The organism is Cellulosimicrobium sp. NPDC030954 (genome assembly GCF_055571305.1).
This window is the reverse complement of the sequence record NZ_JBVIFN010000006.1, coordinates 149,644-174,112: the sequence shown is the minus strand read 5'-3', so window position 1 is coordinate 174,112 and position 24,469 is coordinate 149,644. Positions and strand designations below refer to the sequence as shown.

Below are 24,469 nucleotides of genomic sequence, written 5' to 3'. Positions count from 1 at the left end.
TGCTGGTCGCGCTGGTCCTGCGCTCCGCTACGGCCGAGGGCCCGGCGAAAAGCGTGCCGGGCCCTCAACCTTCGCTGCGCTCCGGATCAGCGCTCGACCTTGCTGGTCGCGCTGGTCCTGCGCTCCGCTACGGCCGAGGGCCCGGCGAAAAGCGTGCCGGGCCCTCAACCTTCGCTGCGCTCCGGATCAGCGCTCCACCTCACCGGCGATGAAGGCCTCCAGCTGCGCGCGGCCCTTCGTGTCCTCCATCTGGACCGGCGGGGACTTCATGAAGTACGTCGAGGCCGAGAGGATCGGGCCGCCGACGCCGCGGTCCTTGGCGATCTTCGCGGCGCGCACGGCGTCGATGATGATGCCGGCCGAGTTGGGGGAGTCCCAGACCTCGAGCTTGTACTCCAGGTTCAGCGGGACCTCGCCGAACGCGCGGCCCTCGAGGCGCACGTACGCCCACTTGCGGTCGTCGAGCCACGCGACGTAGTCCGACGGGCCGATGTGGACGTTGCGGTCCTCCTTCTTGCCGCCGAGCGGGCCCTCGAGGTTCGAGGTCACGGCCTGCGTCTTGGAGATCTTCTTGGACTCCAGGCGCTCGCGCTCGAGCATGTTCTTGAAGTCCATGTTGCCGCCGACGTTGAGCTGGTACGTGCGGTCCAGCACGACGCCGCGGTCCTCGAAGAGCTTCGCGAGCACGCGGTGCGTGATCGTCGCGCCGACCTGCGACTTGATGTCGTCGCCGACGATCGGGACGCCGGCCTCCTCGAACTTCGCGGCCCACTCCGGGTCGGACGCGATGAAGACGGGCAGGGCGTTGACGAAGGCGACGCCCGCGTCGATCGCGGCCTGCGCGTAGAACTTCGCGGCCTGCTCGGAGCCGACGGGGAGGTAGCAGACGAGCACGTCGACCTGCGCCTCGCGCAGCGCGGCGACGACGTCGACCGCCTCCGCGTCCGACTCCTCGATCGTCTGCGCGTAGTACTTGCCGACGCCGTCGAGGGTCGGGCCGCGCTGGACGGTCACGCCGAGCGGCGGGACGTCCGCGATCTTGATCGTGTTGTTCTCCGAGGCGTTGATCGCCTCCGACAGGTCGAAGCCGACCTTCTTCGCGTCGACGTCGAACGCCGCCACGAACTCCAGGCTCGACACGTGGTAGTCGCCGAACTGCACGTGCATGAGGCCCGGGACGGTGCTGCTCGGGTCGGCGTCACGGTAGAAGTGCACGCCCTGGACGAGGGACGATGCGCAGTTGCCTACTCCGACGATGGCGACGCGGATGGAGGTCATCCTCGCTCCTTGGTGTTCGATGTTCCAGGGTCCTCGGGTCGCCTTGCGCCGTCGGGCTCCTGCTCGGAAGTTTCCGCAGGATGCGGGGTGCTGCTGGACCGCGCACGGGTGGTGCTCCGGGAGTGCCCGAAGCTCCGGTCGCGCTCGGTGGTGATGAGACCGTCGAGCCAGCGCACCTCGCGCTCGACCTGCTCGAGTCCGTGACGTTGCAGCTCGAGCGTGTACTCGTCGAGCCGCTCGCGGGTGCGAGCCGCGGACTCTCTGACCGCCTCCAGCCTCTCCGTGAGCCGGGTGCGCCGGCCCTCGAGGATGCGGATGCGGGTCTCGGCGTCGGTCTGCGCGAAGAACGCGAACCGGACGTCGAAGCTCTCGTCCTCCCACGCGGCCGGCCCCGACGAGGCCAGCACGCTCTGGAGGTGCTCTTTGCCCTCGGCGGTCAGCTCGTAGACGATCCGCGCGCGCTTGCCCGAGAGGGCGGGCGCGAGCGTCGACTGCGCCGCGGACTGCTCGGTGCCGCTGATGAGCCCGCGGGCCACCAACGACTTGAGGGCGGGGTACAGCGAGCCGTAGGACAGCACGCGGAACGACCCGAGCATGAGGTTGAGCCGCTTGCGCAGCTCGTACCCGTGCAGGGGCGACTCCTTGAGGAGGCCGAGGATCGCGGTCTCGAGCACCGGCGTCTTGCTGCGCACGAACCCACCTCCTGACGCTCCTCGGGCGTGCCGCGGCGGGCTCGCTGTGACCTGATGGTCGACTCGATGTATCGAGTCGATACATCGACAGGTTAGGTCGTCTCGATGTGTCGTGCAATCTTCGGGGAGTGTCGCGCATCGCGCCACAGATGTGAAGGACCCGCGGAGGCGGCGGGACGCCGCGGCGAATCAATGGCGCACGATCGCGCTGTCACGGCGGCAGGCCCTTGTCCCGACAGGGTGACGCCCTATTGTTCAGGGTGGTCCGGCGTGTGCCGCCCCCGTGCCCGACGACGTCCCGCGCTCGAGGCGGGGACGCGCCGTCGGGCAGGTGGTCCGCTCGCGGCGGGCCACGAGCAGGTCCGCGGACGACGTGGAGCCGGCTTCCCGTTGCCCCCCAGAGGAAGGTAGACCGTGGCGCGATCCACGAGGACGAACGGACGGACGACCCCCCGCGGGCGCCGTCGGTTCTTCAACTACCCGCGCTCGCACGTCAAGAGCTTCCGTCGCTGGCTGCCGTCGTGGCGCGTCGTCGTCGGGACCATGCTGACTGGCGTCGCGCTCGTCGCGGGCGTGCTCGTCGCCGCATGGTTCACGACCGAGGTGCCGAGCACGCTTCCCGGTGTCACCAAGCAGACCTCCACGGTCTACTACGGGGACGACACGACGGAGATGGGCACGTTCGCCTCCGAGGATCGCACGCTCGTCGACTTCGCGACGCTGCCGGACCACGTGGGCAACGCCGTCGTCGCGTCCGAGGATCGCACGTTCTGGACCAACTCGGGAGTCGACGTCAAGGGCATCGGGCGCGCGCTGCTCAACAACCTCCAGGGCGGCGACCGCCAGGGTGCCTCGACGCTCACGCAGCAGTACGTCGAGCGCTACTACACGAACACGGTCACCGACTACGTCGGGAAGGCTCGCGAGGCGATCCTCGCGCTGAAGATCACGCAGCAGCAGGACAAGGCAGACATCCTCGGCAACTACCTCAACACCATCTACTTCGGCCGTGGAGCCAACGGCATCCAGGCCGCTGCGCAGAAGTACTACGGCGTGAACGCCGCCGACCTCACGGTCTCGCAGTCGGCCATGATCGCGGGCATCATCCCGAACCCGACGTACTGGGACCCGGCGAACGACCTCGACCAGGCGACGTACCGCTGGAAGCGCACGCTCGACAACATGCTCAAGGACGGGCACATCGACAAGGCGCAGTTCGACGAGGCGGTCGGCGCCGGGTTCCCGATGCCGAACGAGTACGTGAAGTCCGACAAGCTGGGCGGACCGCAGGGCTATCTGCTCGTGGAAGCGCAGAAGGAGCTCGACAAGATCGGCATCACGGAGGAGGACCTCCTCACCGGTGGCTACCGCGTGACGACGACGATCGACCCGACCATGCAGAAGGCCGCTCAGGACACGATCGCCGCTCTGCCTCAGGAGTCGCGCGGTGACGACAACCCGGTCTCGCCCAACCTGCGCGCCACCATCGTGTCGATCGACCCCAACGACGGTTCCATCCGTGCCCTCTACGGTGGTGCCGACTATCTCAGCAAGCCCTTCAACGACGCGACCCAGGGCGCTGCGCAGGGCGGCTCGACGTTCAAGCCGTTCACGCTCATCGCGGCGCTGGAGAACGATCACACGCTCGACGAGCGCTACGACGGCAACAGCCCCAAGACGTTCCCGGGCGCCAACGACGGCAACGACTGGAAAGTGCGGAACTTCGGCGACGCGTCGTACGGGAACGTCGACCTGGTCAAGGCCACGGCAAACTCCGTGAACACCGTCTACGCGGAGCTCAACATCGAGACGGGTCCGGACAAGACCGCCGAGGTGGCGCACCGACTGGGCATCTCCGACAAGACCGAGGTCCTCGCGAACGCGGCCAACGTGCTGGGAACCGCGACGGTGACGCCGCTCGAGCTCACCAACGCCTACGCCACCATCGCGGCCGGCGGGCAGAAGTCGACCCCGCACATCGTCGCGAAGGTCGTCGACTCTCGCGGGAACCTCAGGTACCAGGCGCCCGGTGCGGAAGACCGTGCGGCGGAGTTCAGCACCGAGACCATGGCGGCCACGCAGTACGCGCTGTCGCAGGTCGTGGAGCAGGGCTCGGGTGAGCCTGCGCAGGCTCTCGGCCGCCCGGCCGCCGGCAAGACCGGGACCTCGAACGAGAACAAGTCCGCCTGGTTCGCCGGCTTCACGCCGGGTCTCGCGACCGTCGTCGGCCTGTACCAGAACGGTCCGAACGGTGAGCAGGAGCAGATCACGCCGTTCGGGCGCTGGGCCGACATGCGCAACCCGGAGATGACGGGTGGTTCGTGGCCGGTCGAGGCGTGGACGTCGTACATGCAGGCCGCCACGGCGAACCTGCCGGTCGGCGAGTTCCTGCCGTACACGCCGCCCAAGCCGCAGCCGACGGAGACGCCCACCGAGACCCCGACGGAGACGCCGACCGAGGGCACGGAGCCGGAGGAGCCGGTCGAGCCCGAGCAGCCGGAGAACGTTACCGTGCCCAGCGTCGTCGGCATGGAGAGCCGGGCCGCGCGCGCCCAGCTCGAGGCGGCAGGGCTCAAGGTGCGGATCACCGAGGAGTTCTCCGACCAGCAGCCGCGCGGCTTCGTCATCAGCCAGTCGTCGATCGCCGAGGTCCCACCAGGGTCGACCATCGCGCTCGTGGTCTCGAAGGGGACGGACCCGGGCCAGCAGCCGCCGGACCCCGAGAACCCTGACCCGTCGCCGACGGAGACGGAGAATCCCGGCGGTGGCGGGCCCGGGGGCGGCGGCGGGAACGGCAACAACCCCTGACCTCGGCCGTTCCGCAGATTTCCAGCGTTCCGCGCCGAGCGGGTACCCTGGGGAGCTGCCGTCCGCCCGTCGGACGGCAGCAGCATGAAGCATGAACCCTCCTGTCACGGAGAGACCGTGACCGCGAAGACCAGAGGAGGTGGGTTATCCGCATGCGTCAGTACGAACTGATGATCATCCTCGACCCCGAGATCGAGGAGCGCACCGTCGCCCCGTCGCTCGACAAGTACCTGTCGGTCATCAAGACCGACGGCGGCTCCGTCGACAAGGTGGACATCTGGGGTCGTCGCCGCCTGGCGTACGACATCAACAAGAAGTCCGAGGGCATCTACGCGGTCGTCGACTTCACGTCGACCTCCGACACCGCCAAGGAGCTGGACCGTCAGCTCGGCCTCAACGAGGTCGTCCTGCGGACCAAGATCCTGCGCACGGACGCTCGCTGATCCTCCCCGCGTCCCCCGTTCGACCGTCCTGCACCGGGATGCTGCACGCCTTAGCGCGTGTGGGCGCCGCGTGGTGGGATGAGCGACGCGAGAACGTTACGAGCGAGGCGCACGGCGCCGTCGACGACACAGACGACACACGAAGGAGCTGGCTATGGCAGGTGACACCGTCATCACGGTGATCGGGAACCTCACGGGAGACCCGGAGCTGCGTTTCACCCCCTCGGGTGCGGCGGTGGCCAACTTCACGGTGGCGTCGACGCCGCGGACCTTCGACCGCCAGTCGAACGAGTGGAAGGACGGGGACACCCTGTTCATGCGCTGCTCGATCTGGCGCGAGGCCGCGGAGAACGTCGCGGAGTCGCTGACGAAGGGCATGCGCGTCATCGTGCAGGGCCGCCTCGTCCAGCGCTCGTACGAGACCCGCGAGGGGGAGAAGCGCACCGTCGTCGAGCTGCAGGTGGACGAGATCGGTCCCTCCCTGCGCTACGCCTCCGCGAAGGTCACCCGCGCCCAGCGCTCGGGTGGCGGTGGCGGCGGCTTCGGCGGCGGTGGCGGCTACGGAGGTGGCGCCAACTCCGGCGGCGCCTCCGGCGGCGGATTCAGCTCCGGCGGCGGTCAGCAGCAGAGCGACGACCCGTGGGCCACGGCTGGCCCCGCGTCGTCCGGTGGTTCGTTCTCCGACGAGCCCCCGTTCTGATCGCCCGCCACTCCCAGAACACACACCCGTCCCCGTGGGTGCCGCACCGCTCGCCGGTGCGGACCGCGCGCGGGGATCGCACCTTGTAGAGGAGCAACACCATGGCGAAGCCTGTGGTGCGCAAGCCCAAGAAGAAGTCCAACCCGCTGAAGTCGGCCAAGATCGAGTCGGTCGACTACAAGGACACCGCGCTGCTGCGCAAGTTCATCTCCGACCGCGGCAAGATCCGTGCGCGTCGCGTGACCGGCGTCTCCGTCCAGGAGCAGCGCCAGATCGCCCGTGCGGTGAAGAACGCGCGCGAGATGGCGCTGCTGCCGTACACGTCGACGGCTCGCTGAGCGGGAAGGGAGAGAACTCATGGCCAAGCTGATCCTGACCCACGAGGTCACCGGTCTCGGTGAGCCCGGCGACGTCGTCGAGGTGAAGGACGGGTACGCCCGTAACTTCCTCGTCCCGCGCAAGCTCGCCACGCCGTGGTCCAAGGGCGCCGAGTCGCAGGTGACTGCGATCCGCAAGGCGCGCAAGGCCCGCGAGATCGCGTCGCTCGACGACGCGAAGGCGATCCGCGACTCGCTGCAGTCGAAGCCGGTCGTCGTCGAGGCGAAGGCCGGCGCTGCCGGTCGCCTCTTCGGTGCCGTGACGACGGCGGACATCGCGTCCGCCGTGACCGCCGCGGGCGCGTCGGTCGACAAGCGCAAGATCGAGATCGGCCAGCCGATCAAGGCGACGGGGGACTACACGGTCTCCGTCCGCCTCCACCCGGAGGTCTCCGCGACCCTCGCGGTGAAGGTCGTCGCTGCCTGATCTGCTGCTGAGCAGTCCTCGAAGGCCCGGTCCCTCCTCGGAGGGGCCGGGCCTTGGTGCTGTTCACGCCGTCCCGGTGACCATCCAGGCGCTGCCCCGGGCGCGCAGGCCCGTGGTGACGGCGCGGGCGGCCATGAAGACCCCCGCGAAGGCGAGCCACAACCACGCGAGGCCCGCTGCGCCGTCGGGCGCCCACTGCCGGACGGCGAGGGCGAACGGCACGTAGACCACGAGCGTGAGCATCCCGGCCCAGGCGAGGAACCGGCCGTCTCCGGCGCCGATGAGGACGCCGTCGAGCACGAACACCCAGCCCGCCATGGGCAGGAGCAGCCCGCACACGGCCATGCCGACCGCCACCGCGGCGCGCACCTCCAGGTCGGACGTGAAGAGCAGCGCGAACCACCAGCCGCCCGCGGCCATGACGACCCCGAGGGCTGCGCCCGCCGCGACCCCCCACTGCAGGGTGCGGCGCAGGACGGCCCGGACGCGCGGGACGTCGTCGGCCCCGAGCCCGTGGCCGACGAGCGCCTGCGCGGCGATGGCGAGCGCGTCGAGGGCGAAGGCGGCGAGCCCCCAGACGGAGTTCACGACCTGGTAGCCGGCGAGCGTGACCTCGCCGAGCCCGGTCGCGACGAACACGGTGAGGAGGATCGCGAGGCGCAGCGAGAGGGTGCGGACGAAGAGCGGCGCCCCGGCGCGCGCGTTCGACCAGATGCCGCCGGCCGCGGGGCGCAGGGACGCGCCGTGGCGGCGCGCGCCGCGTACGACCACGACGACGAGCACCGCGCCCATGGTGAGCTGCGCGACGGCCGTCCCGATGCCCGAGCCGGCGATCCCGAGGCCCGCACCGTAGACGAGGACGACGTTGAGGACCGCGTTGAACGTCGCGCCGCCTGCCGCGACCCACAGGGGCGTCTTCGTGTCCTGCATGCCGCGCAGGACGCCCGTGGAGGCGAGGACGAGGAGCATCCCGGGGAGGCCGAGGGCGGACCAGCGCAGGTAGACGACGGCGTGCTCGGCGACGTCGCCCGTCCCGCCCATCGCCCCGACGGCCCAGGGCGCGGTCGCCCACAGGGCGGCGGCGAGGAGCACGCCGAGCCCGACGGCGAGCCACAGGCCGTCCACGCCCGACTGGAGCGCCTCGCGCGTGTGCCCGGCGCCGATGCGGCGGGCGACGGCGGCCGTGGTCGCGTAGGCGAGGAAGACGCACAGCCCGACGAGGGTGACCAGGAGCGTCGAGGCGAGCGAGAGCCCGGCGAGCTGCGCGGTGCCGAGGTGGCCGACGACGGCGCTGTCGACGAGGACGAAGAGCGGCTCCGCGACGAGCGCGCCGAGGGCGGGGACGGCGAGCGCGAGGATCTCGCGGTCGAGCAGGGAGCGGGTGCGGCGTCCTGTGGACGACGGCGCGGGGTCGGGTGGCGTCCGGGTGTCGCCGGAGTGGCCGGGCGGTGTCCGGCGTGTCGTCGGCGTGTCGTCGGACTTTCTTTCTTCCACACCCCTGAGGGTAGTGACGAGGCTGGTCAGAGGCCCCTCGCGCTGATGTACACAGGGAGATCGTGACGTTGTCCACACGGTTATCCACCGGGTGTGCACAGTGACGGGGACTGTGTCCACAGGTTCGGGGGTCCCTGTCCACCGGGCGTGCACAGGGTCGTTTGCGGCCTGCAGGACGGCGTTCTAGTGTCGCGGGGTCGTGCCTGTCGGAGGCGGGAGGCGCGGTCACCGGGACAGTCGTGTGGGTGGCCCGCGGTAGAACACGTGTACGACGAAGGTTTGTCCCGGTCGCGCGGTCCCTCGTGGGTCGTGGCGGCTTCGGGGGAGCGAGGGGCGCATGTCGATCGAGGAGCTCGAGGAGAGCTACGGGGGCCCGGGGCCGTCAGGTTTCGACCGGACACCGCCCCAGGACGTCGCGGCGGAGATGAGCGTGCTCGGCGGCATGCTGCTGTCCAAGGACGCCATCGCCGACGTCATCGAGCAGATCCGCGGCTCCGACTTCTACCGTCCCGCGCACGAGGTCGTGTACGAGTCGATCATCGACCTCTACGGCCGCGGCGAGCCCGCCGACGCCATCACCGTCGTCGCGGAGCTCACCAAGCGCGGCGAGCTCCAGCGCATCGGTGGCGCCCCGTACATCCACGACCTCATGGCTGGCGTCCCGACCGCCGCGAACGCCGGGTACTACGCGCGCATCGTGCGCGAGCGCGCCGTGCTCCGGCGCCTCGTCGAGGCCGGCACGCGCATCGTCCAGCTCGGCTACGCGACCGACGGCGGCGACGTCGACGAGATCGTCAACAACGCCCAGGCCGAGGTCTACGCCGTCACCGAGCGTCGGACCACCGAGGACTACCTTCCGCTCTCGGAGATCCTCGGCCCGACGTTCGACGAGATCGAGGCGGCCCAGGGCCGCGGCGAGGGCATGACCGGCGTCCCCACCGGCTACTCCGACTTCGACCGGCTCACCAACGGTCTGCACCCCGGCCAGATGATCGTCGTCGCGGCGCGACCGGCCATCGGCAAGGCCCTCGCCCTCGACACGCCCCTCGTCACGCCGTCGGGCTGGACGACGATGGGCGACGTCGCGGTCGGCGACCTGCTCGTGTCCGCGGACGGAACACCCACGCGCGTCGTCGGGGCGACCGAGGTCATGGTCGACCGCCCGTGCTACGAGGTCGAGCTCGACGACGGCACGGTGATCGTCGCGGACGCGCAGCACCAGTGGGTGACCTCGACCCGCGCCCAGCGGCGCGCGGCACGCGCCGGCGAGACGCCTGAGTCGTCCGTGCGCACGACCGAGGAGCTCGCCGCCACGGTCCGGACCGCGACGGCCGACCGGCGCGCGAACCACTCGATCGCCACCGCGGCGCCGCTCGACCTTCCCGAGGCCGACCTCCCGATCCATCCCTATGCACTCGGGGTCTGGCTGGGCGACGGCAGCTCCCGACGCGCCGAGTTCACGTCCGCCGACCCCGAGATCGCGATGCGGCTCGAGGGGCTGGGCTACGTCGCGCGGCCGGACGCGGACGACCTGCGCGCGCCCGGTGCGTCGGGAACCGACCACATCCCGGCTGCGTACCTCCGCGCGAGCGAGTCCCAGCGCCGGGAGCTCCTGGCGGGTCTGCTCGATACCGACGGCACCGTCATGCCGCAGGGCAGCGTCCAGATCAGCCTGACGAACGAGCGGCTCGCACGCGAGACGCGTGAGCTCATCCTGTCGCTCGGGTACCGCACGGGATGGTCGACGAAGACCGTGAAGGGGCGGACCGAGGCGTCGTCGACGGCGTACACGATCACCTTCACGACCGAGGACGACGTGTTCTGGCTGGAGCGCAAGCGCCTCGTCCACAAGGAGCGTCGTCGCCCGGGCACCGCGCGGCCCACGTCACGGTTCGTCGTCGACGTCCGCCGGGTCGAGTCGGTGCCGGTGCGCTGCGTCGAGGTCGACCATCCCTCGCACCTGTACCTGGCAGGACGATCGATGGTGCCGACGCACAACTCCGTGCTCGGCATCAACGTCGCGACTCACGCCGCGGTGCACCACCAGATGGCGTCCGTCATCTTCTCGCTGGAGATGAGCCGCAACGAGATCACCATGCGACTTCTGGCCGCGGAGGCGCGGGTTCCGCTGACGCGGATGCGGTCCGGGAAGATGGACGAGCAGGACTGGCAGAAGCTCGCGTCGACCATGGGCAAGGTGGCGGAGGCGCCGCTGTTCATCGACGACTCGCCCAACATGTCGCTCATGGAGATCCGGGCGAAGTGCCGGCGCCTCAAGCAGCGTCACGACCTCAAGCTCGTCGTGATCGACTACCTCCAGCTCATGAGCTCCGGCAAGCGCGTCGAGTCGCGCCAGCAGGAGGTCTCGGAATTCTCGCGTGCGCTGAAGCTCCTCGCGAAGGAGCTCGAGGTCCCGGTCATCGCGATCTCGCAGCTGAACCGCGGTCCGGAGCAGCGTGGAGACAAGAAGCCGCAGATGAGCGACCTGCGTGAGTCGGGTTGCCTCACCGAGGACACGAAGATCCTGCGCGCCGACACCGGCGCAGAGACGAGCCTGGGCGAACTCTTCGCGCTCAACGCCAAGGACGTCCCCGTGTGGGCGCTCAACGACCGGCTCCAGTACGTCCGCCGCCACCTCACGCACGTGTTCCCCACGGGCGTGAAGCCCGTGTTCCGGATGCGACTGGCGTCGGGCAAGGAGATCGAGGCGACGGCGAACCACCCGTTCCTCACCTATGACGGCTGGACCGCGCTCGGAGACCTGGAGGTCGGGTCGCGCATCGGTGTGCCGCGCCACGTCCCCGGGCCGGAACGGAACCTCGAGTGGGACGACCGCAAGGTCGTCATGCTGGCTCACCTCCTCGGCGACGGGTCGTTCGTGAAGCGACAGCCGATCCGCTATGCCTCCATCGACGAGCGGAACCTCGCCACCGTCTCCGAGGCGGCGGGTGCCTTCGGGATCACCCCGATCCGCGACGACTACGCCGCGGCCCGAGTCACGACCCTGCGCCTCCCCGCGCCCTACCGGCTCGCCAGGGGTCGCCGGAACCCGATCGCCGAGTGGCTCGACGACATGGGGCTGTTCGGCGCACGCAGCCACGAGAAGTTCATCCCGACGAGCGTCTTCCACCTGCCGAAGCGCCAGATCGCGCTCTTCATCAAGCACATCTGGGCCACGGACGGCTTGGTGACGATCAACAAGAACGGGCGCAGCGGGCGGATCTACTACGCCTCGACCTCGCGCGAGATCGTCGACGGGCTGTCACGCCTCCTGCTGCGCTTCGGCATCTCGACGCGTGTACGGACGGCGACACCCAAGGGGTCGTACCGTCCCGGGTACACGCTGGACGTGAGCGGGGTGGACGACCAGCGCCGCTTCCTCCAGGAGATCGGCGTGCACGGCGACCGAGGCGATATCGCCGAGAAGCTGCTGACGATCATCCGCGAGACGCGCGCCAACACGAACGTCGACACCGTCCCGCGCCGGGTTTGGGACGACGTCCGCGACATCCTCGTCGAGCGCGGCATGACGCACCGTGAGTTCGCCGAAGCGATCGGGACCCAGTTCTGTGGCAGCGCGCCGTGGAAGAACTCTCCGTCGAGGCATCGCCTCGGCAAGATCGCGGCCGTGCTTGAGAGCGAGGAGCTCGAGATCATGGCGGTCAACGACCTCCTGTGGGACGAGGTCGTCTCGATCGAGCCGATGGGGGAGAAGCAGGTCTACGACGCCACCGTCCTCGACGGGCACAACTTCGTCGCCAACGGCATCGCCGCACACAACAGTATTGAGCAGGACGCTGACGTGGTGATCCTGCTCCACCGCGAGGACGCCTATGAGAAGGAGTCGCCGCGCGCGGGCGAGGCTGACCTGATCGTCGCCAAGCACCGTAACGGCCCTACCGACACGATCACCGTCGCGTTCCAAGGTCACTACCAGCGCTTCGCCGACATGCAGATGTAGCAACCTGAGTCGCCCCAGAGCGCCGCGTGCCGCGCGCGGCGGTCAGCCGACAGAGCTCTACCTGGATGTCATGGACGCGCCGACCACGCTGGATCGGGCCATCGCTTTGGGTGCGGAGCCGCTCGCGGATGCGGTGGCCAAGTCCTGGGGAGACGACGTGGGATACGCCCTCGCACCGGGGGGATTCGTGCTCGCCATCGCCGCCGCTCAGCCAACGAGCGTGTGAGGCCGACGGATCACCGCAGCACGGTACGACACCGCGTCTGGCTCAGAGTCTCGTCGGGGACCTTGCTGATCGTGCAAGACCACGAGACGATCATCGATCGGGAGAGGCGTGGTCCGCTGTCATCGCGCCGGCATGACTGGCCTGGCGGGTGCCGTTCCTCGAGCCTGGGCGCCTGGGGTTGCGGCTTCCCCAAGGGCACGATCTAGCGTCGCAGGCATGGACGAGTACACGACGGGTCAGGTCGCACACGCGGCGGGGTTGAGCGAGAAGGCGGTGCGGATGTACGCCGACCGCGGACTGCTCGTGGCGCATCGAGAAGGGGCTGACGCGCGGCGGATGCTCGGTGCTGACCAGGTGCCCAGGGCGCGGCTGATCCGGCTGTTGCGCGGGGTGGGCCTGTCGTTGGGCGAGGTGGACCTCGTGCTCGGTGCGACCGATGCCGTGGGCCAGTTCGACGAGCTGTGGAGCGAGAGACGCGCGTCGCTGGCGTTGTCGCTGGAGGCCGGGGAGTACGTGCGCTCAGTGCTCGCGGACGGTCCGCACCTCGACCTCGAGGTGAATCTGCGGGAGGTCCCGGGGCGTCTGGTGCTGGGCAGCGGCCGCGAGGCGACGCTGGGCGAGTTGCCTCGGGTTCTCGCCGAGGCGACGGAGTCGCTCTTCCAGGTGCTGCGGTCGGTCCAGGTGGACCTTGAGGGGCCTCCGTTCGTGGAGTATCACGAGCGAGCGACGGAGGGCTTCGCCGCGCGTATTACCGCTTGGGTTCCGGTCGCTGAGCTCCTGCGTCCTCCGCCGGGCTTCGTCCTGCGAACCGACGCTCGCCATCTCGAGTGCTTCGTCGCGCTCGACGCGAGCGGAGCTGAAGACCAGAGTCGGCTTGTGGTGATTCACGATCTCCTGTCGTTCGGGCGGGCCGCTCCCGGACACGTTCCGGTGGGCGACAACAGAGAGATCTACCTGCCGTCCTGGGGGACAGGGGAGACGGGACCGGTCATGGAGGTCGCCGTCCCCGTCGAGCCCACGCACTGAGCGCAGAACTCCCGCGCGTGCCCTCGGACGCCCGTTGACGCCACTCGGTGGCGTGCCGCACAGTGACCGTATGAAACATCTTACAGAATCTGAAAGTCCGATGCTCGTTTCGTCATCCGACATCGTGACGGGGTTGCGCGCACTGGGATTGGGACGCGGAGACGTCGCGATCGTGCACGCTTCGCTGTCTGCGTTCGGTGTCGTGCCTGGGGGCGAGCAGGTGGTCCTGCAGGCGTTGCGGGAGGTCGTGGGCCAGGAGGGGACGTTGGTGATGCCCGCGCAGAGCTGGCAGCTATGCGATCCGGACTTCCTTGACGACCCGGCGTGCGACGCGGCGACCCGGGCGAGGATCCGGGATGGGCTGCCGGTGTTCGACGTTGACCTCACGCCGACGCGTTCGATGGGGGCGTTGGCCGAGGTCTTTCGCGCGCAGCCGACGACTCGGCGCAGCCCGCACCCGCATCGCTCCTTCGCCGCCCAGGGGCCGCTCGCGGAACACATCGTTCGAACCCACCCCCTGCAGGACCCGTTCGGGCCCAACTCGCCCCTGGATCGCCTGGTCGAGCTCGATGCGATGGCTGTCCTCCTAGGGGTGGGTTTCGACAAGTGCACGGCGCTGCATCACGCAGAGCTCAAGGCCGCTGGCGCCACGCGAGAACTCGTCCGCAACGGCGCTCGCCTCGAGATGGACGGCGGCACTCAGTGGTGCAGCTGGCTAGAGCCAAAGGTGTCTTCGGCTGACTTTGCGCGGGCGGGGGATGCGCTCGAGAGCGAACCGGGTGCCGTCACTGCTGTGACCATTGGCCGCGCCAGGTGTCGTGCAGTGCGCCTGGGCGCCCTCGTTCGGTTCGCCGAACAGTGGTTCAGCAACGAACGCGGGTGAAACCCCTTGCAGTTGCTGTAAGTTTCTGCAATCGTACGAGGGCCGCCACGGAGCGAGGGACAAGGGCAGTCCAGCCTCCTGCGGTCCTACGCACACGCAGAAAGGCACACCAATGAAGGTGCAGACAAGGGCCACGGCTGGCCTGATCGCGGGGGCACTGCTCATGGCAGGAGCTCTGGGCGCTTGCTCGTCGGGAGACACCCCTGACGCCGAGGAACAAACTTCGGCCTCGACGCAACCGCTGACGGTCTGGGTCGATGCGAACCGCGCCGAGGAGCTCAAGGAGATCGCCACCCAGTTCGAGGCGGACAAGGGGGTGGCGATCAAGCTCGTGCAGAAGGAGTACGGGGACGTGATGAAGGAGGACTTCGTCAAGCAGGTCCCCACAGGCAAGGGCCCCGACGTCATCATCGGTGGCCACGACTGGCTCGGCCAGTTCGTGCAGAACGGGGTGGTGGCACCGGTCGAGCTCGGGGACAAGGCTGAGGAGTTCCCCGAGGTCGCGCTGCGCGCCATGACGTACGAGGGCACGACCTATGGGCTGCCGGTCTCGCTGGAGAACATCGCGCTGCTGCGCAACACCGCACTGGCTGACTCCACGCCGGCGACGTGGGACGAGCTGGTTGCCAAGGGGCAGGAAGTCGTAGCCAGTGGTGCTGCGGCGTACCCGGTGCTCGTGCCGTCGGGTCCGGAGTCGGATCCGTACCACCTCTACCCGCTGCAGACCTCGCTGGGTGCGCCGTTGTTCGGCACTGACGACGAGGGCAACTACGACCCGACCCAGCTCCTCATCGGTGGTGCGGGCGGGAACGAGTTCGCTGCCAAGCTGGTCGAGTGGGGGAGCGCCGGCGCGCTGAACACGAACGTCACCGGTGATATCGCCCGCGACGAGTTCGCCGCGGGCAAGGCTCCGTACATGCTCTCTGGCCCGTGGAACCTCCCGGCCTTCGACGAGGCAGGGATCGACTACGCGATCGAGGCGATCCCGCCGGCCGGGACGGAGCCGCTGACGCCGTTCGTCGGGGTGCAGGGCTTCTTCATCAGCGCGAAGAGCCAGAACGCTCTGGCCGCGAACGAGTTCGTCGTCAACTACCTCGGGCGTGAGGACGTCCAGCTCGACCTGTTCGCTGCCGGCGGTCGCCCGCCCGCGCTGACGAGTGCTTTCGAGGTCGCCTCGGAGCAGGACCCGAGCGTGGCCGCGTTCGGCGAGGTGGGCCTGGCGGGGGTGCCCATGCCGAACATCCCCGAGATGGGTGCCGTCTGGAACTACTGGGGCGCCACCGAGGCGGCGCTGATCAACAACACCGCCGGTGACCCGGCGACCGCGTGGGCGGACATGACGGCCAAGATCCAGGCCGACATCACGGGCTGAGCCCGGACTGCAGGACCCCAGGCTGGGGCGCGGTGCATGGGCGCCCCGGTCTGGTCCTGACTCAACCCACCCCCCCACGTACGACGGAGCAGCATGTCCCTCACCATTTCCCGCCCCGCGCCCCCGGCCGCCCCACGGCGAGGCGGTCTCGAGCATTCCCGGCCGGCCGTCCTGCTGGCCAAGATCGCCGCTCTGGCCGTACTGGACGCGTTGGTCGTCTACGCATCGAGCGTGCTCGCCCTGGATGGCCGCTGGCCGGTCGCCGCACTGGCGGTTCTCGGTGCTGTGGCCGTGAACGTCGTGTACCTGCGCCCCGGGATGCTGCCCGCGAAGTACCTGGTACCGGGCACCGTGTTCCTGCTCGTGTTCCAGGTTTACGTCATCGTCTTCAGCGCCTACATCGCCTTCACGAACTACGGCGACGGGCACGTCGGGAGCAAGCAGGACGCGATTGCGGTCATCGAGAGCAAGTCCGTGACAAGGGTCGAGGGATCACCCGCACTCGACATGGTCGTCCTCGAGCGCGCCGGAGACCTGTGGTTTCTCGTGACCGACCCTGACGGGAGCGCTTCGCTCGGCACCGTGGACACCCCGCTGCGTGCAGCACCGGATGCGACGTTCGACCAAGGACGTGCGGTCGGGGTCCCGGGCTACGCGACGCTCGGGTTCGCCGAGATGCTGGCGGACCAGCAGCGCATCGCCGCCATGAGCGTCCCTCTCGACGAGAACCTCGACGAGGGCGTGCTGCGCACCCCGGACGGCTCCCAGGCGTACCTCTACACCTCCACCATGACCTACGACGAGGCCACAGACACCTTCGTCGACACGGCTACGGGCGTCGTCTACTCCGACTCGGGCCGCGGCTCTTTCGCGGCCTCGGACGGAGCAGAGATCATGCCGGGCTGGAAGGTGAACGTCGGACTGGAAAACTTCGCCCGGGCCTTCGGGGAGCAGTCCATCCGTGGGCCGCTGTTGTCCGTCCTGGTCTGGACCTTCGTGTTCGCCGGTGTCACGGTCGCGGGCACGTTCGCGATCGGGGTCTTCCTCGCCATCGTCTTGGACGAGCCGCGCCTGCGGTTCCGACGCACGTTCCGCGTCCTGGTGATCCTGCCCTACGCGTTCCCCGCCTTCCTGTCCGCGCTGATCTGGGGTGGTCTGCTCAACTCTCAGTTCGGGTTCATCAACCAGGTCTTGCTCGGCGGCGCAGCAGTCCCGTGGCTGACCGACCCGCTGCTAGCGAAGGTGAGCATCCTGGTCGTGAACCTCTGGCTGGGCTATCCCTACATGTTCCTGGTCGCGACCGGGGCCCTGCAGTCGATCCCGAACGAGTACGTCGAGGCAGCCCGTGTCGACGGGGCGAACGCGTGGACAGTCTTTCGCGCCGTGAAGCTCCCCCTCCTCATGGTCTCCATGGCACCCCTGCTCATCGCCGCGTTCGCGTTCAACTTCAACAACTTCAATGTCATCTACATGCTGACCGAGGGCGGCCCGCAGGACATCTCGAGCGAGATGAACGTCGGCGCCACCGACATCCTCATCACCCTGGTCTACAAGGTCGCCTTCGGTGAGACGAGCGGGCGCGACTACGGCCTGGCGAGCGCGTTCGCCATCATCGTCTTCGTCCTCGTCGGTCTGATCTCCGTGATCAGCTTCCGCCGCACCCGAGCTCTGGAGGACATCCACTGATGCTGACCTCACCTGCCACGCAGCGCCAGCACACACGTAGTTCGGTCGGGCGTCGCCGTGGGCGCAGCCTCACGCTGGCCGGCCGCTACGTCGTGGCTATCGTCACCACGGTCGTCGCGGTGTTCCCGATCCTTTACATCGTCTCGGCCTCCTTGAACCCGCACGGCAGCCTGGTGAGCGCGAACGCGTTGTTCGCGTCCGTCCAGCTGACGAACTACGTCAGCCTGTTCACCAACCCGGTCCAGCCGTACGGCGCGTGGTTCGTGAACACTCTCGTGATCGGGCTAACCACCGCAGCCGCCACCGTGCTGCTCGGTGGCCTTGCGGCCTACGCGTTCTCAAGGATGCGGTTCCGCGGACGCCGGCTCGGACTGACCTCGATCCTGCTGATCCAGATGTTCCCTCAGCTCCTGGGCGTGGTGGCGATCTTCCTGCTGATGAACTCGATCAGCGAGGTCTTCCCCTCGATCGGCCTCGATACCCAGTCCGGACTCATCCTCGTCTACCTCGGGGGAGCTCTGGGCGTGAACACCTACCTGCTCTACGGGTTCTTCAACACGGTCCCGAGCTCGATCGACGAGGCCGCAAAGCTGGACGGCGCCGGGCACGCCCGGATCTTCTTCACGATCGTGATGCGTCTGTCGGCTCCGGTGCTCGCGGTCGTGGGGCTCTTGTCGTTCATCGCCACGACGAGCGAGTTCGTGGTCGCCAGCGTCGTGCTGACCGACCCGCACCGCCAGACTCTTGCAGTGGGACTGTTCCAGTTCGTCTCCCAGCAGACGTCTGCCAACTGGCCCGTCTTTGCCGCCGGGGCCGTGCTTGCCGCGCTCCCGGTGGTGACGCTGTTCTTCGTCCTGCAGAAGTACATCGTGGGCGGGCTGACTGCCGGCGCCGTGAAGTGACGTGACCCCAGCAGCGCACGCTGTGATGACGCGACGGCAACAGGGCCCGGAAAGTCCCCGATGTTAGCCTTGGCAACCATGACGGCGAAGCTCTCAGACATCGCCGCGCAGGCGGGCGTCAGCGAGGCAACCGTGAGTCGCGTGCTGAATGACCGCCCTGGTGTCGCCGCAGCCAAGAGGCAGGCGGTGCTCACGGCCCTGGACCTGCTCGGGTACGAGCGTCCGGCACGGCTGCGGCGACGCAGCGGTCGATCGGTCGGGTTGATCCTGCCCGAGCTCTCCAACCCCATCTTTCCGGCGTTCGCCCAGGCACTGGGATCGAACCTCGCCCGCCGCGGCTTCACGCCTGTTCTCGGCACGCAGAGCGATGGAGGCGTGCACGAGGACGAGTACATTGACATGCTCCTCGAGGCAGGTGCCGCAGCGATCGTGTTCGTCTGCGGACGTCACGCCGACACCACGCACGACCTGGCCCGATACCAGCAGCTACGAGAGCTCGGGATCCCGCTCGCGCTCGTCAACGGGCACCGCGAAGGGCTCGATGCCGCATTCTTCTCCGTCGACGACAAGGCCGGGGTGGCTCTCGCGGTCCGCCACCTGGCCTCGATGGGTCACCAGAGGATCGGTCTCGCCACCGGGCCCGTCGACTTCGTCTCCTCGCGCCGCAAGGTCGAGGCGTTCGAGGCTGTGACCGAGGCGGTGGGAGCCGACGCAAGGGTCGAGTGCGCCCCGTTCACCGAGGACGGCGGTAGCGCCGCTACGCGAGCGCTGTTGGCTCAGGACTGCACGGCGATCGTCTGCGGTAGCGACGTTACCGCTCTCGGCGCTCTGACTCAGGCCCGCCGCGACGATCTGGACGTGCCCGACGACCTGTCGGTCGTTGGCTTCGACGACTCTCTCGTCGCGCGGCACTCCTGGCCCCCGCTGACGACCATCCGCCAGCCGGTCACCGCGATGAGCCTCGCCCTCGTCGACGCCTTGGTCGGCGAGATCAACGGCATACCGGCCTCCCGCACCGAGTACGTCTTCAGCCCCGAACTCATCGTCCGGGAATCCACAGGACCCCGCCGCACTGTCTGAAAGTTCTTGCAGAGCCTGAAATCACTTGCTAGCGTGGATGGTGACCCCACGCGGTGAGCTCTTCTTCGCGTGGCCATGCGTCCATCACCCCGACGCTCGCGAAGAAGGCGATGATGCTGAAACTCTCTTCCCACCCACACCACGACGGCTCCGAGCTGTACGTTCCGCACCCTCCTCGAGCTCTGGGTGACCAGGTGCGTGTGCGGGTCCGCGTGCCCAAGGCCTTCGGGGCACCGGTCTCGGTCTTCGTCCGCGCACTGAACGACAACGAGGCACGCTTTACCCCGCTGGCACCGCTCAAGACTGCACCCCGCCGGGATGTCGATGCCGTGTGGTGGGAGGGCTCACTGAGCGCGGAGAACCCTGTCACGCGCTACCGGTTCCTGGTCAACGCCGCCGACGGCAGCGCGTGGTGGCTCAACGGTGCCGGTCTCGGTGCGAGCGAGCCGGTCGACGCGCTCGACTTCCGGATGACGACGTACCCCCCTGCGCCCGCCTGGGCGACTGACCAGGTCATCTACCAGATCTTCCCCGACCGCTTCGCACGGTCCAAGCGCGCCGGCAACCGGGAGATCCCGGACTGGGCATCCCCGGCCCAGTGGACGGACTCGGTCGTAGCGCGCGGACCGCGCACGCAGGTCCAGTTCTTCGGAGGAGATCTCGACGGAGTGGTCGAGCACCTCGACCACATCCAGTCGCTCGGCGCGACGTTGATCTATCTGACCCCGTTCTTCCCCGCACAGTCCAACCACCGGTACGACGCTTCGACGTTCGACTGGGTCGACCCGGCCCTAGGGGGAGACGGCGCCCTGGTGCGCCTCGTCCGCGCCGCCCACGAGCGAGGCATGCGCGTTATCGGCGACCTGACGACCAACCACACCGGCGCTCTGCACGAGTGGTTCCAACGCGCCTACGGAAACCCGGACGCGCCCGAGAGCGACTTCTACTACTGGAAGAACGCCGAGCAGACCGACTACATCGCCTGGTACGGCGTACGGTCCCTGCCCAAGCTGAACTGGAACTCACCCGAGCTGCGCCGCCGCTTCGTCGAAGGGCCCGACTCCGTCGTCGCGCGATGGCTCAAGCCCCCCTTCGAGCTGGACGGCTGGCGGATCGACGTGGCCAACATGACCGGCCGACTCGGGCGGGACGACCTCAACCTGGAGATCCAGAGGACGATCCGCCAGACCATGGCCGAGGTAGCGCCCGACACCGTCCTCTACGCGGAATCGACGAATGACGCCGGCCCCGACCTCGATGGTTCGGGATGGCACGGCACCATGAGCTATGCCGGGTTCACTCGACCTGTGTGGCACTGGCTTCGGACTCCTGGGTCGGGTGGCGACCTGGAGTTCGGCATCCCCTACGAGGGCCGGCCCCGCATCAGCGCACGGTCCCTCCTGGACGCTTACCGCCACTTCACCGCCACCTACCCCTGGCCCGTGCGCCTGGCAAGCCTCAACGCAATCGATACCCACGACCTCGCCCGGTTCGCCCAGCGAGCCGACGCGGCGACCCAACGGATCGCGCTCGGACTGTCCATGACCCTCCCGGGCACGCCGATGCTCTTCGCCGGCGACGAGTTCGGACTCACCGGTGAGAACGGCGAACACTCCCGTACACCCATCCCCTGGGGCGAAGTCCCTTCCCTCGCCGATGATTACCGCGCCGCCGCTATTCTCAGGGCGGCCTTTCCCGCTCTCCGGGACGGCTCACTGCGGTGGCTCTACGCCCACGACGATGCGCTGCTCTTCGTGCGTGAGGACAAAGACACTCGTCTGCTCATCCTCGCTGGGCGCGGGCCGGTGCAGATCCAGATCCCAGGAGAGAGTCTCCAGGGTGCCGAGAGAGTGCTTGGAGACGCCTCGCTCGTCGAGGGCGTTGAGCACGAGGTCAAGTCCACCCAGGCAACGTTCACCGTCTGGAATCTCCAAAACGCCTAGCCCACTGCTCCGGCCGCTCGCCCTTCGCGGCGAGCGGCCGAAGCAGACGGGCCTGACGCTAGTCAGCTCGCTCAACCTCGTTGGCGGCCCTCTCGAACTCCGCATGAACCCACGACATCCAGTCGCCAGAGTCGGCGACCAGGCAGAATTCGTTCTCTTCGGGATCGCGCAGCACGATGTAGCCGTCCACGTCCGAATTCCCCGCCTCCGTACGCACTGTTGCTGCACCCAGAGAAAAGGCGCGTCGGCAGAACCGCTCGAGGCTGTCCACCTGCACGTCTATGTGCAGACGGCTCTTGGGTACAGTCTTCCCCTCGGGGACTCGCTGAAAGGCGATGAGTAGCGGAGTAGCGTCGACCATCGCCCAATCGGCGCGCGGCGACGCCCAACGAGCCCCTAACAGCTCTCCCCAGAAGGTTCGGTTGAGACGCTTCGGCAGTGGGTGCGTCGCGGGCAGGTCATCGGCAGTGGCATGGTGATCATCTCGAGGGTGGGTCTCTCGAACGTGTAGCGCGTGCACTAGGCACCTTCTTGGTCTCTCGCGCTGACACCGTGTCGCGCTCCTGGACGAGCCGCGTCCCGCGCCGGTTTCGAGTCCTATCGTTGCCGGGTGACGGACGCACGGATCGCTCGCCAGTTCGTGGTGCTCACCTTTCTGATCGCCTATGGGCTCTCCGGTGGGCTGATCGTGGCGGTCCGCTTCGGCTACGAGGTGCACAACGTCGTCTCCACGGTCCCCGAACTCCTGGCGAACGTGCCGTTCGCGATCTACATCATCTCGCCCGCGATCGCCTCCTACGTCGTCCTGCGAGCGAACCACAGAGTCTCGGGTCTCCGAGGGTGGCTGGGGCTCGTCTTCGCCGCCCGGGGTCGTCCTGCGGGGCATCTGCTCGCCTTCTCCGCGCTCGCGGTGTACTTCGCGCTCCACCTGCTGGTCTCCGGCCCTTCCGTGCACGCGGTCCCGTGGTTCATGTTCTTCCTGTCGTTGCCGGGCAATCTCGTCATCGGCGGCATGGAGGAGGCCGGCTGGATGACCGCGCTGCAGCCCGGCCTTGATCGTCGGTGGGGATTCGTCGCCTCCTCGCTGGTGGTCGGGATCATCTGGCTCCTCTGGCACGTGCCGCTCTTCTTCATCCCTGGCACGAACCACGAGTCCGGTCTGATCGACTTCTGGATGTTCGCGGTCCAGATCATGGCGTTCCGCTTCCTCTACGGCGCGATCTTCAGGATGGCGGGCACGAACGGGGTGCTCCTGTGCATCCTCAGCCACACGGTGTTCAACGCCGCCAGCTTCACTCTCGGCATCCCGCCGACGACCTGGGCAGGAACTCTCGTCGCCAACGCGGGGGTTCTGATTCTTGCCCTCGCGTCGGTGATGCTCTCCCACAGGTCTCGGGCGACTCGTCGATGGCGCGTCGGGCGCTGAGTATCGCTCAGGGCTGCGGCGAGGCGGATGCGTGCCACCTTCCACCCCGGTTGCCTACCGGCCCCCCAGGGTGGCCCGCCAGGCGGGTCCGACCGGCGGGCGGCGGGCCGGCCCCCGTCGGTCGTGGAGTCAGCGACCGATGGTGTCGAGCTCGGCGATGTCCTCCTTCGAGAGGGTCAGCGCTGCTCCGGCGAGGTTCTCGCGCAGGTGCGCGACCTGGGAGGTACCGGGGATGAGGAGGATGTTCGCGGAGCGTTGCACGAGCCAGGCGAGGGCGACGGCCATCGGGGTGGCGTCCAGACGCGCTGCCACGTCCGAGAGGGCATCTGCCTGCAGGGGACTGAACCCTCCCAGGGGGAAGAACGGGACGTAGGCGATGCCGTCCGAGGCGAGGTCGTCGATCAGCCGGTCGTCCCCGCGGTGGGCGAGGTTGTACATGTTCTGCACGCACACGATCGGCGCGACCGCACGGGCTTCGGCGACCTGCTCGGCGGTGACGTTGCTGACTCCGAGCCGTCGGACGAGTCCCTGCTGCTGGAGCTCGACAAGCGTCTCCACGGCTTCGGTGATCGAACCGGGCTGTGGCCCGTGGGCATCGCCCATGCGCATGTTCACCAGGTCGAGCTGCTCGACGCCGAGGGACTCGAGGTTCTCTCTCACCTGGCGGCGCAGATCCGCTGGCGTGCGGGCAGTGGGCCAGCCGCCCTCGGCGTCGCGGTCTGCCCCGACCTTGGTCGAGATCAGCACCGACTCCGGGTAGGGGTGCAGCGCCTCGCGGATCAGCTCGTTGGTGACGCGCGGCCCGTAGGCGCCGCTGGTGTCGATGTGGGTGATCCCCTGCTCGACGGCGTCGCGCAGTACCGCGATCGCGCCGTCCCGATCGGTGGGCGGCCCCATCACCCAGGGTCCGGCGAGCTGCATCGCCCCGTACCCGAACCGGGTGACGGTGCGTCCGCCGAGGTCCCACGTCCCCCCGGGGAGCGTGGTCGTGTCCGTGGTCATCTCGTCATACCTCTCGTGTGCGTGCTTCATCGGCTGGTGCTCCACCTCGCCGTGCACGAGCATGAGAGAGCAACTCTCCAGAAGGAAGTGCGCACCCTGAAGTGCGTAACCTCCCCGAGCAAGGACGGGACTCATGGCGACGCAGACCGCAGCCGAACGGCGTGCCCGGGCCAGGAATGCCTACAACGCGTTCCTGACCACCTGCCCGAGCCGTCAGCTGCTGGACCGGCTCTCCGACAAGTGGGTCGTGCTGGTTCTGTGCGCGCTGGGCGGCGACGGCCCCGGCGGCGACGGGGAGCCGATCTCGCTGCGCTACTCCGAGCTGTCGCGCATGATCGCGGGGGTGAGTCAGAAGATGCTCACCCAGACCCTCCGCTCTCTCGAACGGGACGGGATGCTCACTCGCACCGTGACCCCGACGGTCCCCGTCACCGTCGACTACACGCTCACCGATCTCGGTCTCTCGCTCCAGCGGACCACGCGCCAGCTCAGGGCCTGGGCGCAGGACAACATGGACGCCGTGCAGGCCAGCCGTAGCCAGTACGACACGAACGGCTGACGAGATACACGATGATGGCCGCCGGACCTCGGGCTCCTCTGGATCACCGCGGCCGAGCGCGTCCGCACCGCGGCGGCACGACGACGTCCCACGCGCTCTCCCGGTTCCGTCGGCCCTCCGACCCCACGAGACCGTCCCAGGGTCGCCACCCGTTGACCGGCCCCACTGATCGGGCTACCCTCGC

General features: G+C 68.6%; 21 protein-coding genes. 16 read left to right on the top strand and 5 right to left on the bottom strand.

All coding sequences use genetic code 11. The features are described 5' to 3' along the window. Nucleotides 1-186: 186 nt before the first annotated feature. Together ACZ402_RS13775 and ACZ402_RS13770 are read right to left on the bottom strand one after the other, a co-directional pair. Entirely contained in the window at nucleotides 187-1,278 is a 1,092-nt protein-coding gene (locus tag ACZ402_RS13775) for an inositol-3-phosphate synthase (RefSeq protein ID WP_375823255.1), read from the bottom strand. Further along, nucleotides 1,275-1,970, bottom strand: coding sequence for a PadR family transcriptional regulator (locus tag ACZ402_RS13770; protein ID WP_375823256.1), 696 nt, complete (start codon nucleotides 1,968-1,970; stop codon nucleotides 1,275-1,277). Before ACZ402_RS13770 ends, ACZ402_RS13775 begins: the two co-directional genes overlap by 4 nt. 414 nt (nucleotides 1,971-2,384) lie before the next feature. Here ACZ402_RS13770 and ACZ402_RS13765 point away from each other — a divergent pair, with 414 nt between their 5' ends. From ACZ402_RS13765 to rplI, 5 genes are all read left to right on the top strand, one after another. Then, on the top strand, nucleotides 2,385-4,778 hold the full coding sequence (locus tag ACZ402_RS13765) for a transglycosylase domain-containing protein (RefSeq protein ID WP_375823257.1): 2,394 nt from the start codon (nucleotides 2,385-2,387) through the stop codon (nucleotides 4,776-4,778). Nucleotides 4,779-4,930: 152 nt separating this feature from the next. Then, complete coding sequence (gene rpsF, locus ACZ402_RS13760) at nucleotides 4,931-5,221, top strand: 30S ribosomal protein S6 (protein WP_009863694.1); 291 nt, start codon at nucleotides 4,931-4,933, stop codon at nucleotides 5,219-5,221. Nucleotides 5,222-5,375: 154 nt separating this feature from the next. Then, on the top strand, nucleotides 5,376-5,921 hold the full coding sequence (locus tag ACZ402_RS13755) for a single-stranded DNA-binding protein (protein ID WP_021481583.1): 546 nt from the start codon (nucleotides 5,376-5,378) through the stop codon (nucleotides 5,919-5,921). A gap of 101 nt (nucleotides 5,922-6,022) precedes the next feature. Further along, complete coding sequence (gene rpsR / locus ACZ402_RS13750; RefSeq protein ID WP_021481584.1) at nucleotides 6,023-6,259, top strand: 30S ribosomal protein S18; 237 nt, start codon at nucleotides 6,023-6,025, stop codon at nucleotides 6,257-6,259. A 19-nt stretch (nucleotides 6,260-6,278) separates the two neighbouring features. Then, nucleotides 6,279-6,725, top strand: a complete 447-nt coding sequence (gene rplI, locus ACZ402_RS13745; protein WP_047230914.1) for a 50S ribosomal protein L9 — start codon at nucleotides 6,279-6,281, stop codon at nucleotides 6,723-6,725. 63 nt (nucleotides 6,726-6,788) lie between these two features. Here the strand turns inward: rplI and ACZ402_RS13740 are convergent, their stop codons facing one another. Continuing rightward, on the bottom strand, nucleotides 6,789-8,099 hold the full coding sequence (locus ACZ402_RS13740) for an MATE family efflux transporter (RefSeq protein WP_375823490.1): 1,311 nt from the start codon (nucleotides 8,097-8,099) through the stop codon (nucleotides 6,789-6,791). Nucleotides 8,100-8,556: 457 nt separating this feature from the next. Here ACZ402_RS13740 and ACZ402_RS13735 point away from each other — a divergent pair, with 457 nt between their 5' ends. From ACZ402_RS13735 to ACZ402_RS13695, 9 genes are all read left to right on the top strand, one after another. Then, nucleotides 8,557-12,180 carry a replicative DNA helicase gene (locus tag ACZ402_RS13735; protein ID WP_375823258.1) on the top strand — a complete coding sequence of 1,208 codons (3,624 nt, stop codon included), beginning with the start codon at nucleotides 8,557-8,559 and terminating at the stop codon, nucleotides 12,178-12,180. Nucleotides 12,181-12,250: 70 nt separating this feature from the next. Beyond that, nucleotides 12,251-12,406 (top strand): hypothetical protein, encoded by a 156-nt coding sequence (locus ACZ402_RS13730; protein ID WP_375823259.1) that lies wholly within the window; start codon nucleotides 12,251-12,253, stop codon nucleotides 12,404-12,406. A gap of 216 nt (nucleotides 12,407-12,622) precedes the next feature. Continuing rightward, entirely contained in the window at nucleotides 12,623-13,432 is an 810-nt protein-coding gene (locus ACZ402_RS13725) for a MerR family transcriptional regulator (protein WP_375823260.1), read from the top strand. Nucleotides 13,433-13,532: 100 nt separating this feature from the next. Continuing rightward, complete coding sequence (locus tag ACZ402_RS13720) at nucleotides 13,533-14,315, top strand: AAC(3) family N-acetyltransferase (RefSeq protein WP_375823261.1); 783 nt, start codon at nucleotides 13,533-13,535, stop codon at nucleotides 14,313-14,315. 112 nt (nucleotides 14,316-14,427) lie between these two features. Further along, nucleotides 14,428-15,687, top strand: a complete 1,260-nt coding sequence (locus ACZ402_RS13715; protein ID WP_465272267.1) for a sugar ABC transporter substrate-binding protein — start codon at nucleotides 14,428-14,430, stop codon at nucleotides 15,685-15,687. A 93-nt stretch (nucleotides 15,688-15,780) separates the two neighbouring features. After that, the gene (locus ACZ402_RS13710) at nucleotides 15,781-17,373 is read left to right on the top strand and encodes an ABC transporter permease subunit (protein WP_375823263.1); all 1,593 of its coding nucleotides are present in this window, start codon (nucleotides 15,781-15,783) and stop codon (nucleotides 17,371-17,373) included. After that, entirely contained in the window at nucleotides 17,373-18,275 is a 903-nt protein-coding gene (locus ACZ402_RS13705; RefSeq protein WP_375823264.1) for a sugar ABC transporter permease, read from the top strand. Before ACZ402_RS13710 ends, ACZ402_RS13705 begins: the two co-directional genes overlap by 1 nt. A gap of 78 nt (nucleotides 18,276-18,353) precedes the next feature. Next, nucleotides 18,354-19,355 (top strand): LacI family DNA-binding transcriptional regulator, encoded by a 1,002-nt coding sequence (locus ACZ402_RS13700; protein ID WP_375823265.1) that lies wholly within the window; start codon nucleotides 18,354-18,356, stop codon nucleotides 19,353-19,355. Between the two features lie 53 nt (nucleotides 19,356-19,408). Further along, entirely contained in the window at nucleotides 19,409-21,298 is a 1,890-nt protein-coding gene (locus ACZ402_RS13695; RefSeq protein WP_375823266.1) for a glycoside hydrolase family 13 protein, read from the top strand. 58 nt (nucleotides 21,299-21,356) lie between these two features. Here the strand turns inward: ACZ402_RS13695 and ACZ402_RS13690 are convergent, their stop codons facing one another. Then, entirely contained in the window at nucleotides 21,357-21,818 is a 462-nt protein-coding gene (locus ACZ402_RS13690; protein ID WP_465272266.1) for a VOC family protein, read from the bottom strand. Nucleotides 21,819-21,908: 90 nt separating this feature from the next. Between ACZ402_RS13690 and ACZ402_RS13685 the strand changes: the two genes are divergently transcribed. Beyond that, a complete protein-coding gene (locus ACZ402_RS13685; protein WP_375823268.1) occupies nucleotides 21,909-22,724 on the top strand; it encodes a CPBP family intramembrane glutamic endopeptidase in 816 nt (271 codons plus the stop codon). A 129-nt stretch (nucleotides 22,725-22,853) separates the two neighbouring features. Here the strand turns inward: ACZ402_RS13685 and ACZ402_RS13680 are convergent, their stop codons facing one another. Continuing rightward, a complete protein-coding gene (locus ACZ402_RS13680) occupies nucleotides 22,854-23,726 on the bottom strand; it encodes an aldo/keto reductase family oxidoreductase (protein WP_375823491.1) in 873 nt (290 codons plus the stop codon). A gap of 133 nt (nucleotides 23,727-23,859) precedes the next feature. On the opposite strand from ACZ402_RS13680, the gene ACZ402_RS13675 reads away from it, so the two are divergent. Further along, nucleotides 23,860-24,285, top strand: coding sequence for a winged helix-turn-helix transcriptional regulator (locus ACZ402_RS13675; RefSeq protein WP_375823269.1), 426 nt, complete (start codon nucleotides 23,860-23,862; stop codon nucleotides 24,283-24,285). Nucleotides 24,286-24,469 lie beyond the last annotated feature (184 nt).